A 17,208-nucleotide genomic window follows, 5' to 3' on the forward strand; every position below is an offset into this window, starting at 1 on the left:
AAATCAAAAGGAGAATGAAAAATGAAAAAAATCAACGCAATTGTATCAGGAAGCATCGCAGTATTGACTTTATTAGCTGGAGGTGTAACCGCGGCAGCGACGACACAATCCATCAATGCGGAAACCAGCGGGGATGTTCAAATCAACGGGATCATCGGCAGCTTTGACAACACAACCCCTGGACCAAACCCTGGTGACCTTAATGAGTGGATCAATGTAACGATTCCAACGACCGCTTTGTTCTATACGACGCAAGAATCAGGACATCAAGAAATCGTGTCTCCGACCTATACGATCACCAATAATTCTGCAAAAGGAGTGATTGCTACAGTGGCGGATGTCATTGACCCGGTAACAATCGAGCCAATCAAACAATTAGCAGTCAATGAGATTGACTTGATTACCGATGGAGTCGTGGATGTGTTAGAAACCGACCTATTTGAATTAGGATCAAATCAAACATCTGGAAATGTAGGTGAGTTTACTTTTTCTGGAACGGCGACGCCTCAACAAGATGAAAAAGAGGTCAATCCAAGTTTTAAATTGGTTCTAAACTTTGCCCCAGTGGTTGAGTAAGACAAACGGAAACGCGAGGAGGGAACTGTGTGAAACATGGTCATTGGAAATATGTACTAATCGTCCTCCTGTTTGTTTTGTTTGTGATACCTAGCCAAAGCTTTGCACAGACTGCGAGTGGCAATGCAGGCACTCGTTCTGTGCAAGTCCAAGGGCGTATCGGAGAAACTGACGACAAGCTGGATGAAGAACAGCTAGATTCGGATGCCGTTGGAGACGATGGGAGAACCAAAATCGTCGCAGATGTTTCGGCTATTAACAAAGGCTCATTACCTAAAACGGGAAGTGAGCAAGCAAAAATAGCATCAATCGTGGGTTTATTTTTATTAATCATTTCTTTTTACTTGTTTAGTAGTAGGCAATTAAGAAGGAACTAAAAAGAGATGACTGTCCGAAATCAAAAAAGAAGCAGTAGCAACAACCAAACTGCTTCTTTTTTTTCGGTCAAAACGAATCCAAGATGACAAGTGTTGATGGAAAAATGAAAGAGGAGAACAACGGATGAGAATAAATAAAACGGATTTTGAAACAGTGATGGCTAATAGTGAATTTTTAGACTATTACTGTCAATTATTTGAACGAAACGGTGAACGATCCGTTACGGATACGCAATTAGAAAAATTACACTATTTGATTCAAAAGCAGGTGGCACTAACGATTCAAAAGAATGTGAGTTATTCCTTTTTTACACAAGCATATAAATTACCTGAAACACTCGTAAAGGATTACCAACTGTTAGCGGAGTGTACCGAGCGGCTTTCAAAAATAGAAATGGATCAGTTGATACCCAAACAATTTATTGAGCAAGACTTTAACGTACGGGTGAAAAAAGCAAGTCAAGAATCTCAATATGAGCAGCTTTTAAACATCATGTCAGACACATTTAGACAAATAAAGAAAACATAGGTGGTTTTTCACGCAGTAGCTTTTTCAAACATGAAGCAAGATGCGTATCCGCTCTAGGTGGTCTCTAATGAAAGCAAAAGCGAAATCCTTGCACTATTTTCAATAGCCGATAAAATAATTGTTATACAACAGTAGTCTGGAACCCACGCTTTTTTTCATCAGGCTATGAAAAAACCGATTTTTTATGTAGGATGAAAACCGATATAATGAGACTGCTTAGGCGCCTTTCATGCGTAATTTAGCCGCAAAAAAGAAACTTTTTAGTAAGGAGCTTATGTTTGAAAAATTTTCAATTGAGTTTTGTCACAAGCAAATCGACCGTCCGATGGCTGCAGATTCTAAGTGAATTTGAAAAAAATGAAATTTGTAGTGCCAGTCAATTGGCTGAAGTAACAACTAGTACCACGAGGACGATTGGCAAAGACATCAGTCAGATCAACGAGTATTTCTGTGGGCTGATCCTGATCACTTCCACCAATCAAGGCTATTCGTTTGAACTATTTGATTATTCACAGTATGAAAAGAAAAAAGCCTCGCTTTTAGCGAATGAACCGCTCTTTATTTTATTGGAAAATATTTTTATTGGAGAGTTAAAGACGATCGATGAGTGGGCGGACTGCTTGTTTTTATCCAAGAGTACCTTATCGAAGTACTTGCAGCGCATTCATGAACAACTGGCACGTTTTGATCTCCAGCTAGCATTAGATCCTGTGAATATCGTTGGGGAAGAAGCAGATATCCGCAATTTCTTCTGTACCTTTTTTTATGAAACGGACAGCACCCCCCACACTGTATTTCCGCCAGCTGCGGTCCAGCAGGCAGTAACGGAAATCGGCAGGATGTTTGACAAAAATAGTTACCACACCGTTTCGTTTTCACAATACACGTATCTGCTCTATATTTCGCTTGAGCGATTTATGCAAGGTAAGACTGTGCAAATCAACGCTGAATTGTACCACGCCTTGCGACACAGTATTCAGCTGATGCACTTTCAACGAATCAATGGCGTTATTGACAAGTACTTTCAATGTCGATTGACGAACGATGAACTTATCTTTTTATTTGTTAGTATTATCACAAAGAAAAAACTGCAAAATGTGATCGTCGAACAAAAATTTTGTCTTTCTTATAATCATTGGACTGAGATTCGCACGTTGACCAACGATTTTTATCAGATGTTGAAGGTATCGTCGAAAAAGCCCAAAGAAGATCGGATTCTGATCGAATCTTTTTTTACCTCTGCCAAATTGAAGGAGTGCTTATCCACTTCTGCCAATCGCAATATCTATGATGTGAATGCGTTTATTAAGAGAACCTTTCCTAAGGAATTTGCTGCTTACCGAGAGTTTTTAGAAAATAGTCGCGAGTACCACAACCTTTATTCTGAGGAGTATCTGACGGATTTTTGTGCAAACTTAGTGATTTTTATTGAATCTGTTCGAGAACGTCATTGGTTTCCCCGAAAAAATATCGCCTTTATCTTCGAAGGAAATAACAATATCGTTCAGTACATTGAAGGCTGGTCTAACCGCTATTTTAGCCGATCCCATCAAGTCTTTTATCCTGACTCAGGGGAAGTCAATGCTCAGTATTTAGAACAAAATACCATTGATCTGCTAGTGACGAACTATGCCGAGCATGCGACCGAATTTCGAGATATCGTTGAATGTATCGTCTTCAAAACGATCCCGTCTTCTTCTGACTGGAATCGGCTGCTTGAACGGATCAATCCTAACGTCACCCGCCAATTTGCCCTAAAAGACCTCTTCTAGTTTCCCATTATGTTTTGACCTAAAGAGTTGCTAGAAAGGGCCTTTTACATGAAAAGAAAGCATGTTTCCTTCACTGCATAGACAGACGTAAGGAAAGATGCTTTCTTTTTTAATGGCTTGACTTTCCGCAGCTGTGCAGGAGTGTGTGGAGGGGAAGTGGGGAGTGCATCAGGTACGGATGCAAGCCTTTGGAACCATCAGTTTTCAATTCAATCGATCGATTTGGGCGGAATCATTGGGCTTCACTTAAGTAAATCAAACTCCAAGGCGCCTTTTGGTTTAGCTGAAGACCGGTCAATTCCCGATAGAAACAGGTTTTGTCTTTGACCGTCAGCTGAATGATTTCTTCTTCCGTATACTCGTTTAGAGAAGAAATTTTTAAAACATAAAGTTCTTTTAGTATTTGCAGCTGTGCGTCGATATCTAAGAGCAACGACATTTTTTCGAAAAAAGTACCCTCGTCTTGTTCATAGATCGCTAAGAATCTTTGGCGCAAAGAGAGATAAAAATTAAAGATTTTTGGGTGTGTATAAGAACAGGGCGAGTGGATAAATTCTTCGTCAAAAAAGTTTAAATATTCTTCGGCTGATTGGATCGTTTTTAAGTTCATATCAATACTCCTTATAAGTGTTAGGAAAAGGCGACAATACGTGTCATTATCAAAAAGAGTCACTGTTAAGCAATGTCTTATTGAGAAGGCCCTTTTGTTTTTTTTATGATTGGGGGAAGGACTTTCGCTACATTCAATGTACAGGATATTCCAAATCGGCTCAAACGCGTTTTTTCGTAACCATACGAAGATTTGTTTTTCGCTGGTATTAACGTCAAAAATGTTTAAATATTCTGGTAATTATTGTTATAAAAGGAATATTTCTTAAATGGGCGAGATTGCTGGGTTTCCATTCTTTGCCAGCAGGTTGTTTTTTCATTTGCTGAAATCATGGTCGCAGATAAAGCAGTATCAATTGACCGATAGGCTCATCCCCGTCATTTTTTCAAAGGTGTGATACTATAGAATTATCTAGAAAAACGATCCTTTGATTCAAGCTGCCAATGCCAAAACAGTGCCAAGACACGCAGTTGCAGTGAGACGCAACCGTCTGTTTTGACGAGAAGGTTTGGCTAAATAGGGTCGTTCATTAAAGCAAACGAGGAGCAATTCAATGAAAGAGAAAAAAACAGTTGTAGTGATCGGCGGCGGACTTGGTGGTCTATCAGCGGCGGTCTCATTAGCCCAAAATGGCTTTGATGTATCATTATATGAAAAAAATCAACACTTAGGCGGCAAGTTGAACCGACTGGAAACAAACGGCTTCGGCTTTGACTTAGGTCCTTCGATTTTGACGATGCCGCAGATTTTCGAAAAGTTATTTACTGGCAGCAATCGCGATATGGCGGATTATGTTGCGATTCGCCGATTGCCATTGGAATGGCGCTCCTTTTTTCCTGACGGAACAAAGATCGATCTCTATGGCGATCTTGCACGCATGGCAAAGGAAAACCCGCACTTGTCGGAAAAAGACATGGCCGAGTACCAAGACTTTTTGGACTATGCGCAAAAGATTTATGCAATCACAGAAAAAGGCTATTTTGAGAAAGGCTTAGATACCACGAAAGAAATCTTGAAGTATCATGGCGTGATCAAAGCGCTGAAAGGCTTTGATTATTTCTCTTCGATGCATGATGCCATTCAAAAACGTGTCAGCAATCCGCAGCTGCAAGACATGCTGAGCTATTTTATCAAGTATGTCGGCTCATCTCCTTATGACGCTCCAGCCGTCTTGAACATGATGATCTATATGCAGCATGCCCAAGGTGTCTGGTACGTGCCAGGCGGGATGCATCGTTTAGCCGAAGGCATCGTTCGCTTAGCAAAAGAGATCGGTGTGACCTTCCACACGGGACACAAAGTGGAAAAATTGATCGTTGAACAGGAACAGATTCGTGCCGCTCGTTTGGATGATGGCACGTTGATCGAAGCCGACTATTTTGTTTCCAACATGGAAGTGATCCCGGCCTATGAAGAGTTGTTAGAAGAAGCGCCGACCTTTACTCAAAAACTGGAAGAAAAATTTGAACCAGCAAGTTCTGGTTTTGTCTTGCACTTAGGGGTCAAAACCTCCTATCCGCAATTGGCCCATCACAACTTTTTCTTTTCAAATGCCTCAAAAGAAAACTTTGATCAAAATTTCCATCAGCATCAGCTGCCAGAAGATCCAACGATCTATTTGGTCAATGCCAACAAAACCGATCCTTCGCAAACAGTGGCAGGGCATGAGAACATCAAAATCTTGCCTCATATCCCTTATTTGCAGGATAAGCCCTTTACGGAAGCGGAATACGATGCTTTTCGTGAACGGATCTTGATCAAGCTGGAAAACATGGGTTTAACGGATCTACGTAAGCACATCGTGTATGAAGACCGCTGGACACCCGAAGACATCCAAAAGAATTATTTGTCACATCGAGGTGCCATCTACGGCACGGTCTCTAATCGCAAGAAAAATCATGGCTTTAAACACCCGAAACACAGCGAACGCTACGACAATCTATACTTCGTTGGCGGTACGGTCAATCCAGGTGCCGGCATGCCGATGGTGACCCTCAGTGGCCAGCAAGTCAGTGAGATGATCACCCAAAGAGAACACTAAGACAAGAAAGGATGATGACTGTGTACCTGCTGCTCGCTGGTATTTGCGTTGCTTGGCTGGCAGGCTGGCTGATTTTTTTCCGCCTGCCGACGATACCCACCCGCAAGGAGACAGCCGCATCCAAAGACTTGACGGAGAGGGGAGAACTGTCGATCATCATTCCCGCCCGCAATGAAGCAGAAAATTTGCCGCAATTGTTGGCGTCCTTGCAGCAGCAAACCCTTCATCCTGTGGAGATTTTGGTGGTTGATGACGGATCGGAAGACGAGACGATCGCCTGTGCCAAGGGCTTCGGTGCGACGGTCTTGCAAACCACTGCTGATTCTGCTGGGAAAGCGGCGGCTTGTTGGTTAGGCGCCTCACAAGCGGTGGGCAAGTATCTATTATTTTTGGATGCCGATACCTTCTTTCTAGCAGAAGATGGCTTAGAGCGTCTTTTCGCTGCGTATGAGGAGCGATCGGGACAAGGACTGCTCTCGGTGCAGCCCTATCATCAAACGAAGCGCCTGTATGAACAACTGTCTGCCGTCTTTAATGTCGTCTTACCTGTCGGGTTGAACCGCTTTTCTATCGTAGGCGAAAAACTCTCAGCTGGCGGCGCCTTTGGTCCGTGTATTTTGTGCAGCAAAACTGCGTACCTTCAAGCCAATGGACATCAGGACATGCCACAAGGAATCTTAGATGATCTAGCATTAGCGAGACGCTTTAAGAAAAAACGCTTGCCGATCGCCTTGTATGGTGGAAAAGACTTGGTGGCCTTTCGGATGTATCCAGCTGGTGTTCGTCAACTTGTTCAAGGCTGGACGAAGGACTTTGCCACTGCTTCGCAATCCACTCACCCTTTGATTATGGCGGGCGTCATCTTGTGGATCAGCGGCGGCATTGGGGTACTGGCGGCACCATTTCTGATGGAACCGCTTTGGCTAGGACTGCTTTTTTATGCTGCTTATTTTGGACAAACTCTGCGCTTTGCCCGCCGTGTCGGCAACTTCAACCGAATCCTGCTGCTTTTTTTCCCATGTTACTTTCTTTTTTTCCTAGGCTTATTTGGTTGGTCGTGGATCCAAACCCAATTGTTGAAATCCGTGACCTGGAAAGGACGCAAAATCAATTTATAGGAGGCGATGCACATGCCGCTGATCACCTTATCTCCCCTGCTCTTGCTCATTACAGACAGTTTGGCTTGGCTGCTGTTTCATCTAGGCATCTCCTTTGGCTTGCGCAAAGTCAGCGATGCCTTTTTTGAACGTCATGCCAACTGGTTCCGTTCTTTTGCCTTTGAAAAAGGCGGTAGGATCTGGTCGGAGGTGTTTCGTATTCGTCAGTGGAAAGACAAATTGCCCGACGGCACTGTGATTGCCAAAAAAGGCTTTGACAAATCCCGCTTGGCTCAACAGCAAAAGGACTATCTGGAAAAATTCGTCATTGAGACACGCCGAGCAGAGCTGACCCATTGGCTGCTGATGGTTCCAGCACCGTTCTTTTTCCTCTGGAATCCTGCGTGGGCGGGCTGGGTGATGATCGTCTATGCGTTATTGGCTAATTGCCCATTCATCATGATCCAACGCTACAATCGCCCCCGTTTGGAGCGAGTCTTGCGGAAAAAAAGTGCCCTGCAAGTCAAGCAGAAGGCGACGGTCTAGGTTCCTGTAGGTGCCGCTTTAAGATTCGCTGAAAAATAGGCAAACTGGAAATCAAAAGGATCGGAGGGCAACTGCCTTCGATCCTTTTTAAAAAATTGGTGTTAATTTTTATGGGATGTGCCAAGTCCATTTTTTGTACACTAAGGTCATTCAAAGGAAAGGGTGATCGTATGTCATCAGAAGGATGTGGGCAAATTTTCGAACTGCCATTGCAGACTGCTGCATTGGTTGATCGTGTGTTTGGACAGGCACGAAGTATTTTTGTAAGTGTAGAAAAGAGGGAGGGATACGCAAGGTGATTGAAGATAGCCGACAACGGGACCACTATTACGACATGTTGATTGAAAAAAATTCCCAATATGAAGGGATTTTTTACGTTGGGGTAAAAACCACCGGCGTCTTTTGCCGTCCCACCTGCCCAGCGAAAAAACCGCTCAAAAAAAATTGCGATTTTTTTCAGACGGCACAAGAAGCGCTGCTGGCGGCGTATCGTCCCTGCAAACGATGTCGCCCGCTCAGCTCGCCTAGCCACTTATCCCCTGACGTGAAAAGCCTGGTGGAAGCCGTGGAGAGTAACCCAGAGAAAAAGTGGACCGACAAAGATTTTGAAGCACTAGCGATCCATCCCAATACCGCACGCCGACAATTCAAAAAATATTTTGGCATGACCTTTATCGAATACTCCCGTGCACGCCGCTTAGGATTAGCGTTTAAGCAGATTCGTGAAGGAGAACCGCTGATCCAAGCGCAATTAGAAGCCGGTTTCGATTCTGGCAACGGCTTTCGAGATGCGTTTTCTCGGATTATGGGGGAGTTGCCTTCCAACAGCCGCGAAAAAACGATTCTTTCTTCTGCTTGGCTTGAGACCAAGCTGGGATCGATGTTGGCGATCAGCGACCAGCAGCAGCTTTACTTGTTAGAATTCGTGGATCGCAGAGGGCTAGAAACGGAGATTGCTGTTTTGAGAAGCCGCTTGAATGCAGTGATCATTCCGCAGCAAACAGCAATCATTCAGCAACTCAAACAAGAACTGACGGAATATTTTGCAGGGAATCGAACTGCCTTCACGGTACCCATCGCATTGATCGGCTCTGATTTTCAAAAAGCCGTCTGGCAGCAGCTGTTGGCGATGAAGATCGGAGAAACATACTCTTACAAACAATTGGCACAGCGAATCGGCAATGAAAAAGCCACCCGAGCTGTTGCCAATGCCAACGGAAAAAATCAATTGGCATTGATCGTTCCATGCCACCGCGTCATCAATAGCGATGGCAGCATCGGCGGCTATGGCGGCGGTGTCGAACGCAAAAAGTGGTTGCTGGCTTTGGAAAAGCAGGTCCAGCCGACCACAATGATCTAAAAAGGACAAGTATGCGTCGGAATCAGCGCTTCATTGATCGGTACATGGAATGGATCGAATCCTTTTCATTGAAATATATATTTAGCGGAACTTATGGAACCTTTCATAAGTTCCGCTTTTTTTCTTAGATTTGGCGGGTTCATAGAGAAAAGGCGAGGACCGTCGTTAGTGTCTAAGCGTTCTTTATCTCTACAAAAATAAGCATTGAATGATTTTCTTAAATAACCAAAGCATATCCTTTTAAAACTTACAAAAAGTAAGTTATGATTATCTCGAATTCGAAATAAAGAGGTGAGGAAAATGGCGCATCAAGAAGAAGCGCTCAAAGCATACATCGGTTTGCTGCGTACGGCGAGTCGTTTGGAACAAGTGGCAAAAAAGGATGTCCGTTGTTATGGCTTAAATATCACAGAGTTTTCCGTACTGGAGTTGCTTTACCATAAAGGCACCCATACGACGCAAGCCATCAAGGAAAAAATCTTGATCGCCAGTAGCTCCACAACCTACGTGGTCGATCAATTAGTCAAAAAAGGCTGCGTGCAACGGGAACCTAGCCAAGAAGATCAACGGGTAACATACGTCAGTATTACGGAAGCAGGCAGGGCGTTGATGGAGAAAATTTTTCCCAGTCATGCACAAAAGATTGCGGCGAGTTTTTCCGAACTCAGCAGTGAAGAATTGCAACAATTAAAAACAATTTTACGAAAAATAACTTACGATCAGAAATGAGGAAAAGAAAATGAGAAAACAAGACCAATTATTAGGGGTACACCATGTGACGGCTATGACAAGTGATGTGGAACGGAATTACCATTTCTTTACAGATGTGTTAGGGATGCGTTTAGTGAAAAAAACCGTCAATCAAGATGACATTTATACGTATCATACTTACTTTGCGGATGATTTAGGGACACCGGGAACGACCATGACGTTCTTTGATTTTCCCAATACCGCTCGTGGTAGCAAAGGAACCAATTCAATCACCCGTACCAGTTTCCGAGTGCCAAGTGACGCAGCCCTTGATTATTATGCCGCACGCTTTGATGAATTTGAGGTAAAACACGAGGCAATCACCACCGAATTTGGGAAAAAAGTGTTGCGCTTTTGGGATTTTGATACGCAAGCTTATCAACTGATCTCTGATGAACACAATACTGGCGTGAAAGCTGGTACTCCTTGGAAAAAAGGACCCGTTCCTACTGAATTTGCGATTTACGGCTTAGGTCCTGTCGAAATGTCTGTATCTTACTTGCAAGATTTCAAAGGGTTGCTGGAATCCGTCTTTGATTTCAAAACCATTGATCAAGTAGACAATCGTTATTTGTTAGAAGTCGGTGAAGGCGGCAATGGCGCCCAAGTCGTTTTAGTGGAAGATACCACGAGCCCGCAAGCGCAACAAGGCGATGGCGAAGTGCATCATGTCGCTTTTCGCTTAGCTCACCACGACTCATTAGCAGTTTGGCAAGAAATCTTTGATAACTTGGGATTGGCCAACTCCGGCTATGTGGATCGCTACTATTTTGAATCCTTGTATGTGCGCATCGGCCATATTCTTTTTGAACTAGCAACAGATGAACCAGGGTTCATGGGGGATGAGCCATACGAAACATTGGGTGAGTCCTTATCATTGGCACCATTTTTAGAAAATCGCCGTGAATACATCGAAGGAGTCATCAAACCCTTCAATACAAAACGCGCCTAAGGAGGCACACAGTATGCAACCCATTCAACAGATCCACCATATTTCAGCCATCGTAGGCGATCCGCAAACGAACGTTGCCTTTTACCGCGACGTGTTGGGGTTGCGCCTCGTCAAACAAACCGTCAATTTTGATGATCCGTACACGTATCATCTTTATTACAGCAATCAAGCATTAGAAAATGGGACCATCATCACCTTCTTCCCCTGGGCAAATGCCCATCCTGGACGAGTAGGAAGCGGACAAGTCGGCACGATCGCCTTTCGTATTCCTAAAGGCAGCAGTGCCTATTGGCAAGAACATTTGGCGAAACATCAAGTAACTGTTCAAGAAAGTACATTGTTTGATCGACCAACTTTAGAACTTCATGATCAGCATGACCTGTCTTTGGCGTTAGTCGAAGCCGAAGAATCGGCGGAAACACCAGCGATTGTAGGCTTTCATGGGGCCGTCTTGCTTTCGGCACAACCAGAAGCGACCATTCAAACGCTGGCAGATGATCTAGGACTGAACATTTTTAACAAAACAGAGAAAAGCACCCATCTTCATACCGCAGGCACCCTCGCTCATGAGATCGTCGTGCCCCATGAAGCACTGCCAGCAGGGCGCTGGGGTGTCGGTACCGTCCATCACATCGCGTGGTCTGTGCCAACGGAAGCAGTGCAAAAAGAGTGGCAAGAGTACTTGTACGATCAAAGATACGGAGTCACTGAAATCAAAGACCGCAACTATTTCAAAGCCGTCTATTTCCAAGAGCGGGGCAACATCGTCTTTGAGATCGCAACAGAAACCCCAGGCTTTTTAGTTGATGAACCATTAGAAACGTTAGGACAGCAGTTGATGCTGCCAGCCCAATTTGAAAGCCGCCGTGTAGAGATCGAGGATCGCTTGCCAGATTTATCGGTTTAGAAAAGGAGACGCTATATGCACTATTTAGATCCCAAGGATTTGACCCAACGAGAAAATTATAAACTACTGATTGGCTCCATCATTCCACGGCCAGTGGCAGTGGTCAGTACGCAATCAGCCGATGGTATCGTCAACATCGCCCCATTCAGTTTTTTTAACATCGTCAGCTCAGAACCCGTGATCCTCTCGTTGGCTATCCAGCGCAAAGAGGGGGAACTGAAAGACACCGCCCGCAATCTGTTGGCGACGAAAGAAGCCGTCGTGCATATTTTGGATCAAACAAATGTCCAAGAGGCCAATAAAACCGCGGCATTATTGCCCGCAGACCAAAGCGAGTTGACGGTTTCTGGGTTTACCACAACGACATCGAAAACGATTGCCGTTCCTGGCTTGAACGAAGCCAGTGTACGCCTAGAAACGATTCTGCATCAGCACGTACCCATCAAAAAAGACCAGCAGACCACTGCCGATCTCTTATTGTTGGAAGTCGTCGGCTACCAGATTGCAGAGGATGTCTATCAAGACGGCAAGATCGATCCCCGTGCGTTACAAGCAGTCAGCCGGCTAGCGGGAAATTCTTACGCAACGATTGGGGAGATTTTCGATATCAAACGACCAAGTTAAAGGAGGAACTTCAATGAAAGCAATCTACCAACAAGGAGCAGCCGATGCACCAGTTTTGGTGCTACTCCACGGCACTGGTGGCGACGAACAGTCGTTGCTGGAAGTAGGCAAAACCCTTGATCCCCAAGCATCACTATTAGGTATTCGCGGGAACGTTTTAGAAAACGGCATGCCTCGTTACTTCAAACGTCTAGCTGAAGGGGTGTATGATGAAACCGACTTAGCACTTCGCGGCGACGAATTAGCCGATTTCATTCGGCAAGCCGCCAAAGAATACAACTTTTCATTAGCCCAAGTGGTACTGGTGGGTTATTCCAATGGCGCCAACATTGCCATTCGCTTATTACTAAATGATAGCGACCACTTCAAAAAAGCGATCCTCTACCACGCCATGTATCCAGTCGAGAATTTACCGACGAATTCCTTGCCTGACACTCATGTGTTTCTGAGTTTTGGCAGAAACGACCCGATCGTTTCCCTAGCCGACAGTGCTTACGTCCAAGAGATCTTCACCTCCCGGGGTGCAGTCCTTTCAACCGTTTGGACCCCAAGTCATCAGTTAACGTATGAAGAAGTCGAACACTCGCGCACGTGGTTGACCGAACAATAAAGCAGTGCCTCTTTCCTAATCAAACAGCGATCCTGCTGGTTGGTTAGGCTTTTTTGTTTCACGTGAAAACAATTCGAAAGAGTGAGAGGGGATACATTACTAGGGGCGCCTAGTTCAATAGCAGCCAACTAAGGATTTACCAAATGATCCTTTTTCTGAAACGAATAGAGTCAAATCAGCATAATCAGTGAATCAAGACAATGTGTTTTAAAATAATCCATAAAAAATCAATTTATTTCAAATGATTTCAAAAGTGAGTTTTAACAAAATAGATGCTTGAAAATCACTTTTTTTAAGTATTTCTTTCAACAAAAGCAATGCTTCATAGTGAATTAATTTGAAATAATATGAAATAAAGTGGTTGTAAATGAAAAAAGTTTGTGCTATTCTGGGTCTATAATAAATGGCTAAGGAGAATGAAGATGAAATTAGCAACGAGAATCAATTCATTTTTATCAATTTACGAAAATGATTTAGACAATGTATTTGGCGCATTCAAAGAATTGGGGCTTGATTATGTAGATTTAAATTATCCGGAGCACGTCGGTGGGACGGCTGCCTCTGAAATGAAAGAGAGATTGGAACAAGCTGATTTGAAATTGAATGGTGTTGCATTGCGATTTAGAGAAGAATTTATCAACGGTGAATTAGGCAATGCTAACTCACAGGTTGCGCAGCATGCCTTAACGTTATGCAAAGAAGCTGCTGATTATTGTCGTGCAGCAGGTGGAGAAGTCATAACCATTTGGCTTGGTTTTGATGGCTTTGACTATAGTTTTCAAATCAATTACCAAAAGGTTTGGAATCAGATTCGAGATGCCTTTATTGAAATTGCTGACTACGCACCAGATTTGAAAATCAGTATCGAGTACAAACCATTTCAACCAAGAGCCTATGCGTTCATTGATAGTATGGGTGTCACTGGAATGATGCTTAATGAGATCAACCGCAAAAATGTAGGTGTGACCCTTGATTATTGCCATATGCTAATGAAACACGAAAATCCTGCTTTTGCTGCGGATCTGTTCGCGGGAAAAGGGTTATTATACGGGGTGCATCTGAATGATGGGTATGGGTTAAACGACGATGGATTGATGATCGGTTCAGCAACACCCTTCAAAACATTAGAATTCTTGTATTATGTCAAAAAACATAACTATGACGGTGTGATTTATTTTGATACGTTCCCTGTAATTGAACACGCCTCAAAAGAGTGCGAACAAAACATGAAAATGATCAAGCAAATGGATCAAATGATCGATAACGTAGGCTTGGCTGCGATTCAAGCTGTGATCGATCAAAACGATGCAGTCGCAGCCAATCAGTTGCTGCTTGAATTTTTGTCACCAACAAATCAATCAAAATAAAAGGAGTGGGGAAGATGGATTACAAAGTGATGGCAAAAAATATTTTAGAAAAAATAGGCGGAGCGGAAAATGTTCGCAATATGACACATTGTGCCACCCGGTTGCGCCTAACGTTACATGACACCGCAAAAGCGGATGATCAAGCCGTCGAGAATATCGACGGAGTGATCAATGTCATTAATAAGGCGGGCCAGTACCAGCTTTTGATTGGGACAGAAGTTGGAAAGCTCTATGATGAGTTTGAGCCGTTAGTTAAAGGTAACGAAAGTTCTGGTAGCCCTATCACGGAAGAACAAGCTTTTGGCAGTATTATCAGCAATATTTTTTCCGCTGTATCTGCTATTTTTGCGCCACTACTCCCAGTTTTGGCGGGCTCAGGGATTTTAAGAGGACTGCTGATTTTGTTTGTTCAGCTCGGGATTATCAGTGAAGACAGCGGCACTTATTCGATTTTATTTGTTGCTTCTATGAGTGTATTTTATTTCTTGCCTGTATTGTTAGCGTTTACTTCAGCGCGGCGGTTTGGTGCCAGTCCGTATATCTCGGCATTGATCGGGGCTGCGTTAATCAATCCTGATTTTATTGCATTGATGGGAGGAGCAGGCAACGGTGCAACGACGGAGTTTTTTGGGATTCCAGTCGTTTTGATGAACTACAATTCGACTGTCGTACCAATCATCCTTTCGATTTGGGCTTTTTCATATCTCTACAAATTCTTAGACAAACACATACCGGAGACTTTAAAATTAGTGGTCGTTCCTTTAGTCTCACTAGCGATTATGGTTCCATTGACAGTGATCGTTATTGGACCAATCGGGGTCTATAGTGGCGAAGCAGTTGCTAATGTGGTGAATTGGTTGATCGAGCGTAGTAGTGTGCTAACTGGAATCTTAGTTGGTGGTGGTTGGAGTGTTCTCGTAAGTTTGGGCATCCACTGGGCAGTCAATCCAATCATGATCAATAACGTTTCGACCTATGGCTTTGATTACATCGTTCCTTTTACTTTTGCATGCAACTTCGCCGTGATAGGTACAACGATTGGTGTTTACTTTAAAGCGAAAGATAAAAAACTGCGAAGCTTTGCTTTAACTGGCTTAGTCACGATCGCATTATCAGCGATTATCGAAGCTACTTTGTTCGGCTTACTTGTAAAAAATAAAAAACTTTTCTTAGCGCAAATTATTGGTGGTGCTGTGGGTGGTGCCTATTTAGGGTTGATGCAAGTTGTAACGAATGCCTTTGTCTTTGGTAGTGTCACCACTTTTCCCGCCTTTGTAGGCTCAACTTCCTCGAATTTCATACAAGCGATGATCGGCTTACTGATTTCAATGGTGGTTTCAGCAGTCTTAGCATTTGTATTTACCAATCGATACGAGACATTGGCGTAGAAAGCAGGGGGAATATGGGTCTATTTAAGAAGAAAAATGTTATTTATGCACCAGCTAAGGGTGTGGTGAAAAGTATTGAACAAGTGAAGGACGAGATGTTTTCAACCAAACTATTAGGCGATGGGTTTGCTGTGGTACCAACAGATGATCTTGTTACAGCACCGATTGAAGGAACAGTGGTCTCTGTGTTTCCTACAAAACATGCGATTTCGTTAAAAGCCAAAAATGGCTTAGAAGTTCTAGTCCATATTGGGATCGATACTGTGGAGCTAAATGGCGCAGGGTTCGATACCAAAGTTTCTGAAGGTGACAAAGTTACTGCCGAGAGTGTGCTGGCAAACGTTGATTTTCCGTTTTTGGCATCACAGGGCAAAGAAACGGATGTAATCGTTGTTTTCACTAATTCCGCACAGCGAACCTTAGTGATGACAGAGAAGCAAGGGCGTTGTGGACAAGCGATTGGCGTTATTAATGAGTGAGAGCATTTGCTGACAGGAGGTAGTGTTTTGAAGAAAAAAATCTTGTGTCCATCTATGATGTGTGCTGATTTTTCAATGCTAAAGGACGAGGTTGCCGCTTTACAAGCGGCGAAAATCGATATTTTTCATCTTGATGTTATGGACGGACGATTTGTTCCAAATTTTGGTATGGGACTTCAAGATATCGAAGCTATTTGCAAATGGTCAGAAACCTTAGTTGATGTCCACTTGATGATTGAAGATCCGGGAGCGCATGTAGAGAAATTTGCGGATATGGGTGTAGATATCATTTATTTTCATCCTGAAGCAGATCGCCATCCTACAAGAACTATCAACAAAATCAAGCAAAAGGGAAAACAAGCCGGAATCGCCATCAATCCTGGAACAAGTGTAGCAATGATCGAAGAACTGCTGCCATTGATCGATTACGTGATGGTAATGACTGTTGATCCCGGTTTTTCAGGTCAAGCATATTTGACACACGTGGAAGGGAAAATAAAGCAGCTTGCTGCAGTTAAGGAACGTTATTCCTACCAATTGATGGCAGATGGAGCGATTTCGCCTGCCGTAATGACTCGCTTAAGCGCCTTAGACGTTGATGGGTTTGTTTTAGGGACCTCCGCTCTTTTTGGAAAAGAGGAATCGTATCAAGAACTGATTTCAATATTTAAAGAGGAGGATCAAGCATGAAACTAGCAATCGGTTGTGATCATGTTGGGTTTGAATTAAAAACTGATATCATTACTTATTTGGAGTCGTTGGGGCACACGGTACAAGATTTTGGGACACAAAGTGCTAAACGCGTTGACTATCCCAATTATGCGGCGGCTGTTGCAGAAGCGGTGGTAACCCAAAAGTGTGATTTGGGAATCTTGATTTGTGGCACAGGGGTTGGTATCTCAATTGCTGCCAACAAAATCAAGGGCATCCGAGCCGTGGTGTGCAGCGAACCCTATAGTGCTAAGCTCTCAAGAGAGCATAACAATACCAACGTACTGGCGTTTGGTTCGCGCGTCGTGGGCATCGAACTAGCGAAAATGATTACTAAGGAATGGCTGGCTGCTGAGTTTGAAGGTGGTCGTCACCAAAAACGGGTAGGAATGATTGGTCAGTTAGAAGTAGAATGATCAAAGGTTAGAGGATTCGCATTAGCGAATCCTCGTCTTTTTTTGTTAATGAGAAATTTATTTTATAATCGAGATCAAATTGACGAACAATGAAAG

Annotated in this window: 19 protein-coding genes; 18 read left to right on the plus strand and 1 reads right to left on the minus strand. The window is 43.5% G+C overall.

Annotated features, from left to right (window positions below; all coding sequences use genetic code 11):
* The first annotated feature begins 21 nt into the window (after positions 1-21).
* From IGJ44_RS00935 to IGJ44_RS00950, 4 genes are all read left to right on the plus strand, one after another.
* Entirely contained in the window at positions 22-576 is a 555-nt protein-coding gene (locus IGJ44_RS00935) for a hypothetical protein (protein WP_074536630.1), read from the plus strand.
* A gap of 29 nt (positions 577-605) precedes the next feature.
* On the plus strand, positions 606-953 hold the full coding sequence (locus tag IGJ44_RS00940) for an LPXTG cell wall anchor domain-containing protein (protein WP_074536631.1): 348 nt from the start codon (positions 606-608) through the stop codon (positions 951-953).
* A 124-nt stretch (positions 954-1,077) separates the two neighbouring features.
* The gene (locus tag IGJ44_RS00945; RefSeq protein ID WP_167826615.1) at positions 1,078-1,482 is read left to right on the plus strand and encodes a hypothetical protein; all 405 of its coding nucleotides are present in this window, start codon (positions 1,078-1,080) and stop codon (positions 1,480-1,482) included.
* A 278-nt stretch (positions 1,483-1,760) separates the two neighbouring features.
* Complete coding sequence (locus IGJ44_RS00950) at positions 1,761-3,254, plus strand: helix-turn-helix domain-containing protein (RefSeq protein ID WP_205821171.1); 1,494 nt, start codon at positions 1,761-1,763, stop codon at positions 3,252-3,254.
* 232 nt (positions 3,255-3,486) lie between these two features.
* Here the strand turns inward: IGJ44_RS00950 and IGJ44_RS00955 are convergent, their stop codons facing one another.
* The gene (locus tag IGJ44_RS00955) at positions 3,487-3,864 is read right to left on the minus strand and encodes a DUF7006 family protein (protein ID WP_074536634.1); all 378 of its coding nucleotides are present in this window, start codon (positions 3,862-3,864) and stop codon (positions 3,487-3,489) included.
* Between the two features lie 553 nt (positions 3,865-4,417).
* Here IGJ44_RS00955 and IGJ44_RS00960 point away from each other — a divergent pair.
* The 14 genes from IGJ44_RS00960 to rpiB all read left to right on the plus strand — a co-directional run bounded on the left by IGJ44_RS00960 (position 4,418) and on the right by rpiB (position 17,112).
* Positions 4,418-5,905 (plus strand): phytoene desaturase family protein, encoded by a 1,488-nt coding sequence (locus tag IGJ44_RS00960; protein WP_074536635.1) that lies wholly within the window; start codon positions 4,418-4,420, stop codon positions 5,903-5,905.
* Between the two features lie 11 nt (positions 5,906-5,916).
* Positions 5,917-7,023, plus strand: coding sequence for a glycosyltransferase (locus tag IGJ44_RS00965; RefSeq protein ID WP_074536636.1), 1,107 nt, complete (start codon positions 5,917-5,919; stop codon positions 7,021-7,023).
* Positions 7,024-7,035: 12 nt separating this feature from the next.
* A complete protein-coding gene (locus IGJ44_RS00970) occupies positions 7,036-7,548 on the plus strand; it encodes a hypothetical protein (RefSeq protein ID WP_015508786.1) in 513 nt (170 codons plus the stop codon).
* Between the two features lie 295 nt (positions 7,549-7,843).
* On the plus strand, positions 7,844-8,908 hold the full coding sequence (locus IGJ44_RS00975) for a methylated-DNA--[protein]-cysteine S-methyltransferase (RefSeq protein ID WP_167826616.1): 1,065 nt from the start codon (positions 7,844-7,846) through the stop codon (positions 8,906-8,908).
* Between the two features lie 300 nt (positions 8,909-9,208).
* Positions 9,209-9,637 (plus strand): MarR family winged helix-turn-helix transcriptional regulator, encoded by a 429-nt coding sequence (locus IGJ44_RS00980; protein WP_010748593.1) that lies wholly within the window; start codon positions 9,209-9,211, stop codon positions 9,635-9,637.
* Between the two features lie 10 nt (positions 9,638-9,647).
* Positions 9,648-10,610, plus strand: a complete 963-nt coding sequence (locus IGJ44_RS00985) for a ring-cleaving dioxygenase (RefSeq protein ID WP_167826617.1) — start codon at positions 9,648-9,650, stop codon at positions 10,608-10,610.
* 13 nt (positions 10,611-10,623) lie between these two features.
* The gene (locus IGJ44_RS00990) at positions 10,624-11,517 is read left to right on the plus strand and encodes a VOC family protein (RefSeq protein ID WP_010748595.1); all 894 of its coding nucleotides are present in this window, start codon (positions 10,624-10,626) and stop codon (positions 11,515-11,517) included.
* 15 nt (positions 11,518-11,532) lie between these two features.
* The gene (locus tag IGJ44_RS00995) at positions 11,533-12,141 is read left to right on the plus strand and encodes a flavin reductase family protein (protein ID WP_008376465.1); all 609 of its coding nucleotides are present in this window, start codon (positions 11,533-11,535) and stop codon (positions 12,139-12,141) included.
* 13 nt (positions 12,142-12,154) lie between these two features.
* Positions 12,155-12,751, plus strand: coding sequence for an alpha/beta hydrolase (locus IGJ44_RS01000; RefSeq protein WP_167826618.1), 597 nt, complete (start codon positions 12,155-12,157; stop codon positions 12,749-12,751).
* Positions 12,752-13,173: 422 nt separating this feature from the next.
* Entirely contained in the window at positions 13,174-14,118 is a 945-nt protein-coding gene (locus tag IGJ44_RS01005; protein ID WP_167826619.1) for a sugar phosphate isomerase/epimerase family protein, read from the plus strand.
* 14 nt (positions 14,119-14,132) lie between these two features.
* Positions 14,133-15,506 (plus strand): PTS transporter subunit EIIC, encoded by a 1,374-nt coding sequence (locus IGJ44_RS01010; protein WP_167826620.1) that lies wholly within the window; start codon positions 14,133-14,135, stop codon positions 15,504-15,506.
* A 14-nt stretch (positions 15,507-15,520) separates the two neighbouring features.
* Complete coding sequence (locus IGJ44_RS01015) at positions 15,521-15,985, plus strand: PTS sugar transporter subunit IIA (RefSeq protein WP_167826621.1); 465 nt, start codon at positions 15,521-15,523, stop codon at positions 15,983-15,985.
* Between the two features lie 27 nt (positions 15,986-16,012).
* Complete coding sequence (locus IGJ44_RS01020) at positions 16,013-16,675, plus strand: ribulose-phosphate 3-epimerase (RefSeq protein ID WP_074536644.1); 663 nt, start codon at positions 16,013-16,015, stop codon at positions 16,673-16,675.
* A complete protein-coding gene (gene rpiB, locus IGJ44_RS01025; protein WP_074536645.1) occupies positions 16,672-17,112 on the plus strand; it encodes a ribose 5-phosphate isomerase B in 441 nt (146 codons plus the stop codon). Before IGJ44_RS01020 ends, rpiB begins: the two co-directional genes overlap by 4 nt.
* Positions 17,113-17,208 lie beyond the last annotated feature (96 nt).

The sequence above is a fragment of the Enterococcus sp. DIV1368d genome (genome assembly GCF_050542975.1).
GTDB classification, from domain to species: domain Bacteria; phylum Bacillota; class Bacilli; order Lactobacillales; family Enterococcaceae; genus Enterococcus_D; species Enterococcus_D casseliflavus.

What these genes read in the sequence shown, in the direction of transcription:
- IGJ44_RS00935 (WP_074536630.1), top strand. Translation starts at nt 22, where the DNA reads ATGAAAAAAATCAACGCAATTGTATCAGGAAGCATCGCAGTATTGACT.
- IGJ44_RS00945 (WP_167826615.1), top strand. Translation starts at nt 1,078, where the DNA reads ATGAGAATAAATAAAACGGATTTTGAAACAGTGATGGCTAATAGTGAA.
- IGJ44_RS00955 (WP_074536634.1), bottom strand. Translation starts at nt 3,864, where the DNA reads ATGAACTTAAAAACGATCCAATCAGCCGAAGAATATTTAAACTTTTTT.
- IGJ44_RS00960 (WP_074536635.1), top strand. Translation starts at nt 4,418, where the DNA reads ATGAAAGAGAAAAAAACAGTTGTAGTGATCGGCGGCGGACTTGGTGGT.
- IGJ44_RS00965 (WP_074536636.1), top strand. Translation starts at nt 5,917, where the DNA reads ATGATGACTGTGTACCTGCTGCTCGCTGGTATTTGCGTTGCTTGGCTG.
- IGJ44_RS00970 (WP_015508786.1), top strand. Translation starts at nt 7,036, where the DNA reads ATGCCGCTGATCACCTTATCTCCCCTGCTCTTGCTCATTACAGACAGT.
- IGJ44_RS00980 (WP_010748593.1), top strand. Translation starts at nt 9,209, where the DNA reads ATGGCGCATCAAGAAGAAGCGCTCAAAGCATACATCGGTTTGCTGCGT.
- IGJ44_RS00985 (WP_167826617.1), top strand. Translation starts at nt 9,648, where the DNA reads ATGAGAAAACAAGACCAATTATTAGGGGTACACCATGTGACGGCTATG.
- IGJ44_RS00990 (WP_010748595.1), top strand. Translation starts at nt 10,624, where the DNA reads ATGCAACCCATTCAACAGATCCACCATATTTCAGCCATCGTAGGCGAT.
- IGJ44_RS00995 (WP_008376465.1), top strand. Translation starts at nt 11,533, where the DNA reads ATGCACTATTTAGATCCCAAGGATTTGACCCAACGAGAAAATTATAAA.
- IGJ44_RS01000 (WP_167826618.1), top strand. Translation starts at nt 12,155, where the DNA reads ATGAAAGCAATCTACCAACAAGGAGCAGCCGATGCACCAGTTTTGGTG.
- IGJ44_RS01005 (WP_167826619.1), top strand. Translation starts at nt 13,174, where the DNA reads ATGAAATTAGCAACGAGAATCAATTCATTTTTATCAATTTACGAAAAT.
- IGJ44_RS01010 (WP_167826620.1), top strand. Translation starts at nt 14,133, where the DNA reads ATGGATTACAAAGTGATGGCAAAAAATATTTTAGAAAAAATAGGCGGA.
- IGJ44_RS01015 (WP_167826621.1), top strand. Translation starts at nt 15,521, where the DNA reads ATGGGTCTATTTAAGAAGAAAAATGTTATTTATGCACCAGCTAAGGGT.
- rpiB (WP_074536645.1), top strand. Translation starts at nt 16,672, where the DNA reads ATGAAACTAGCAATCGGTTGTGATCATGTTGGGTTTGAATTAAAAACT.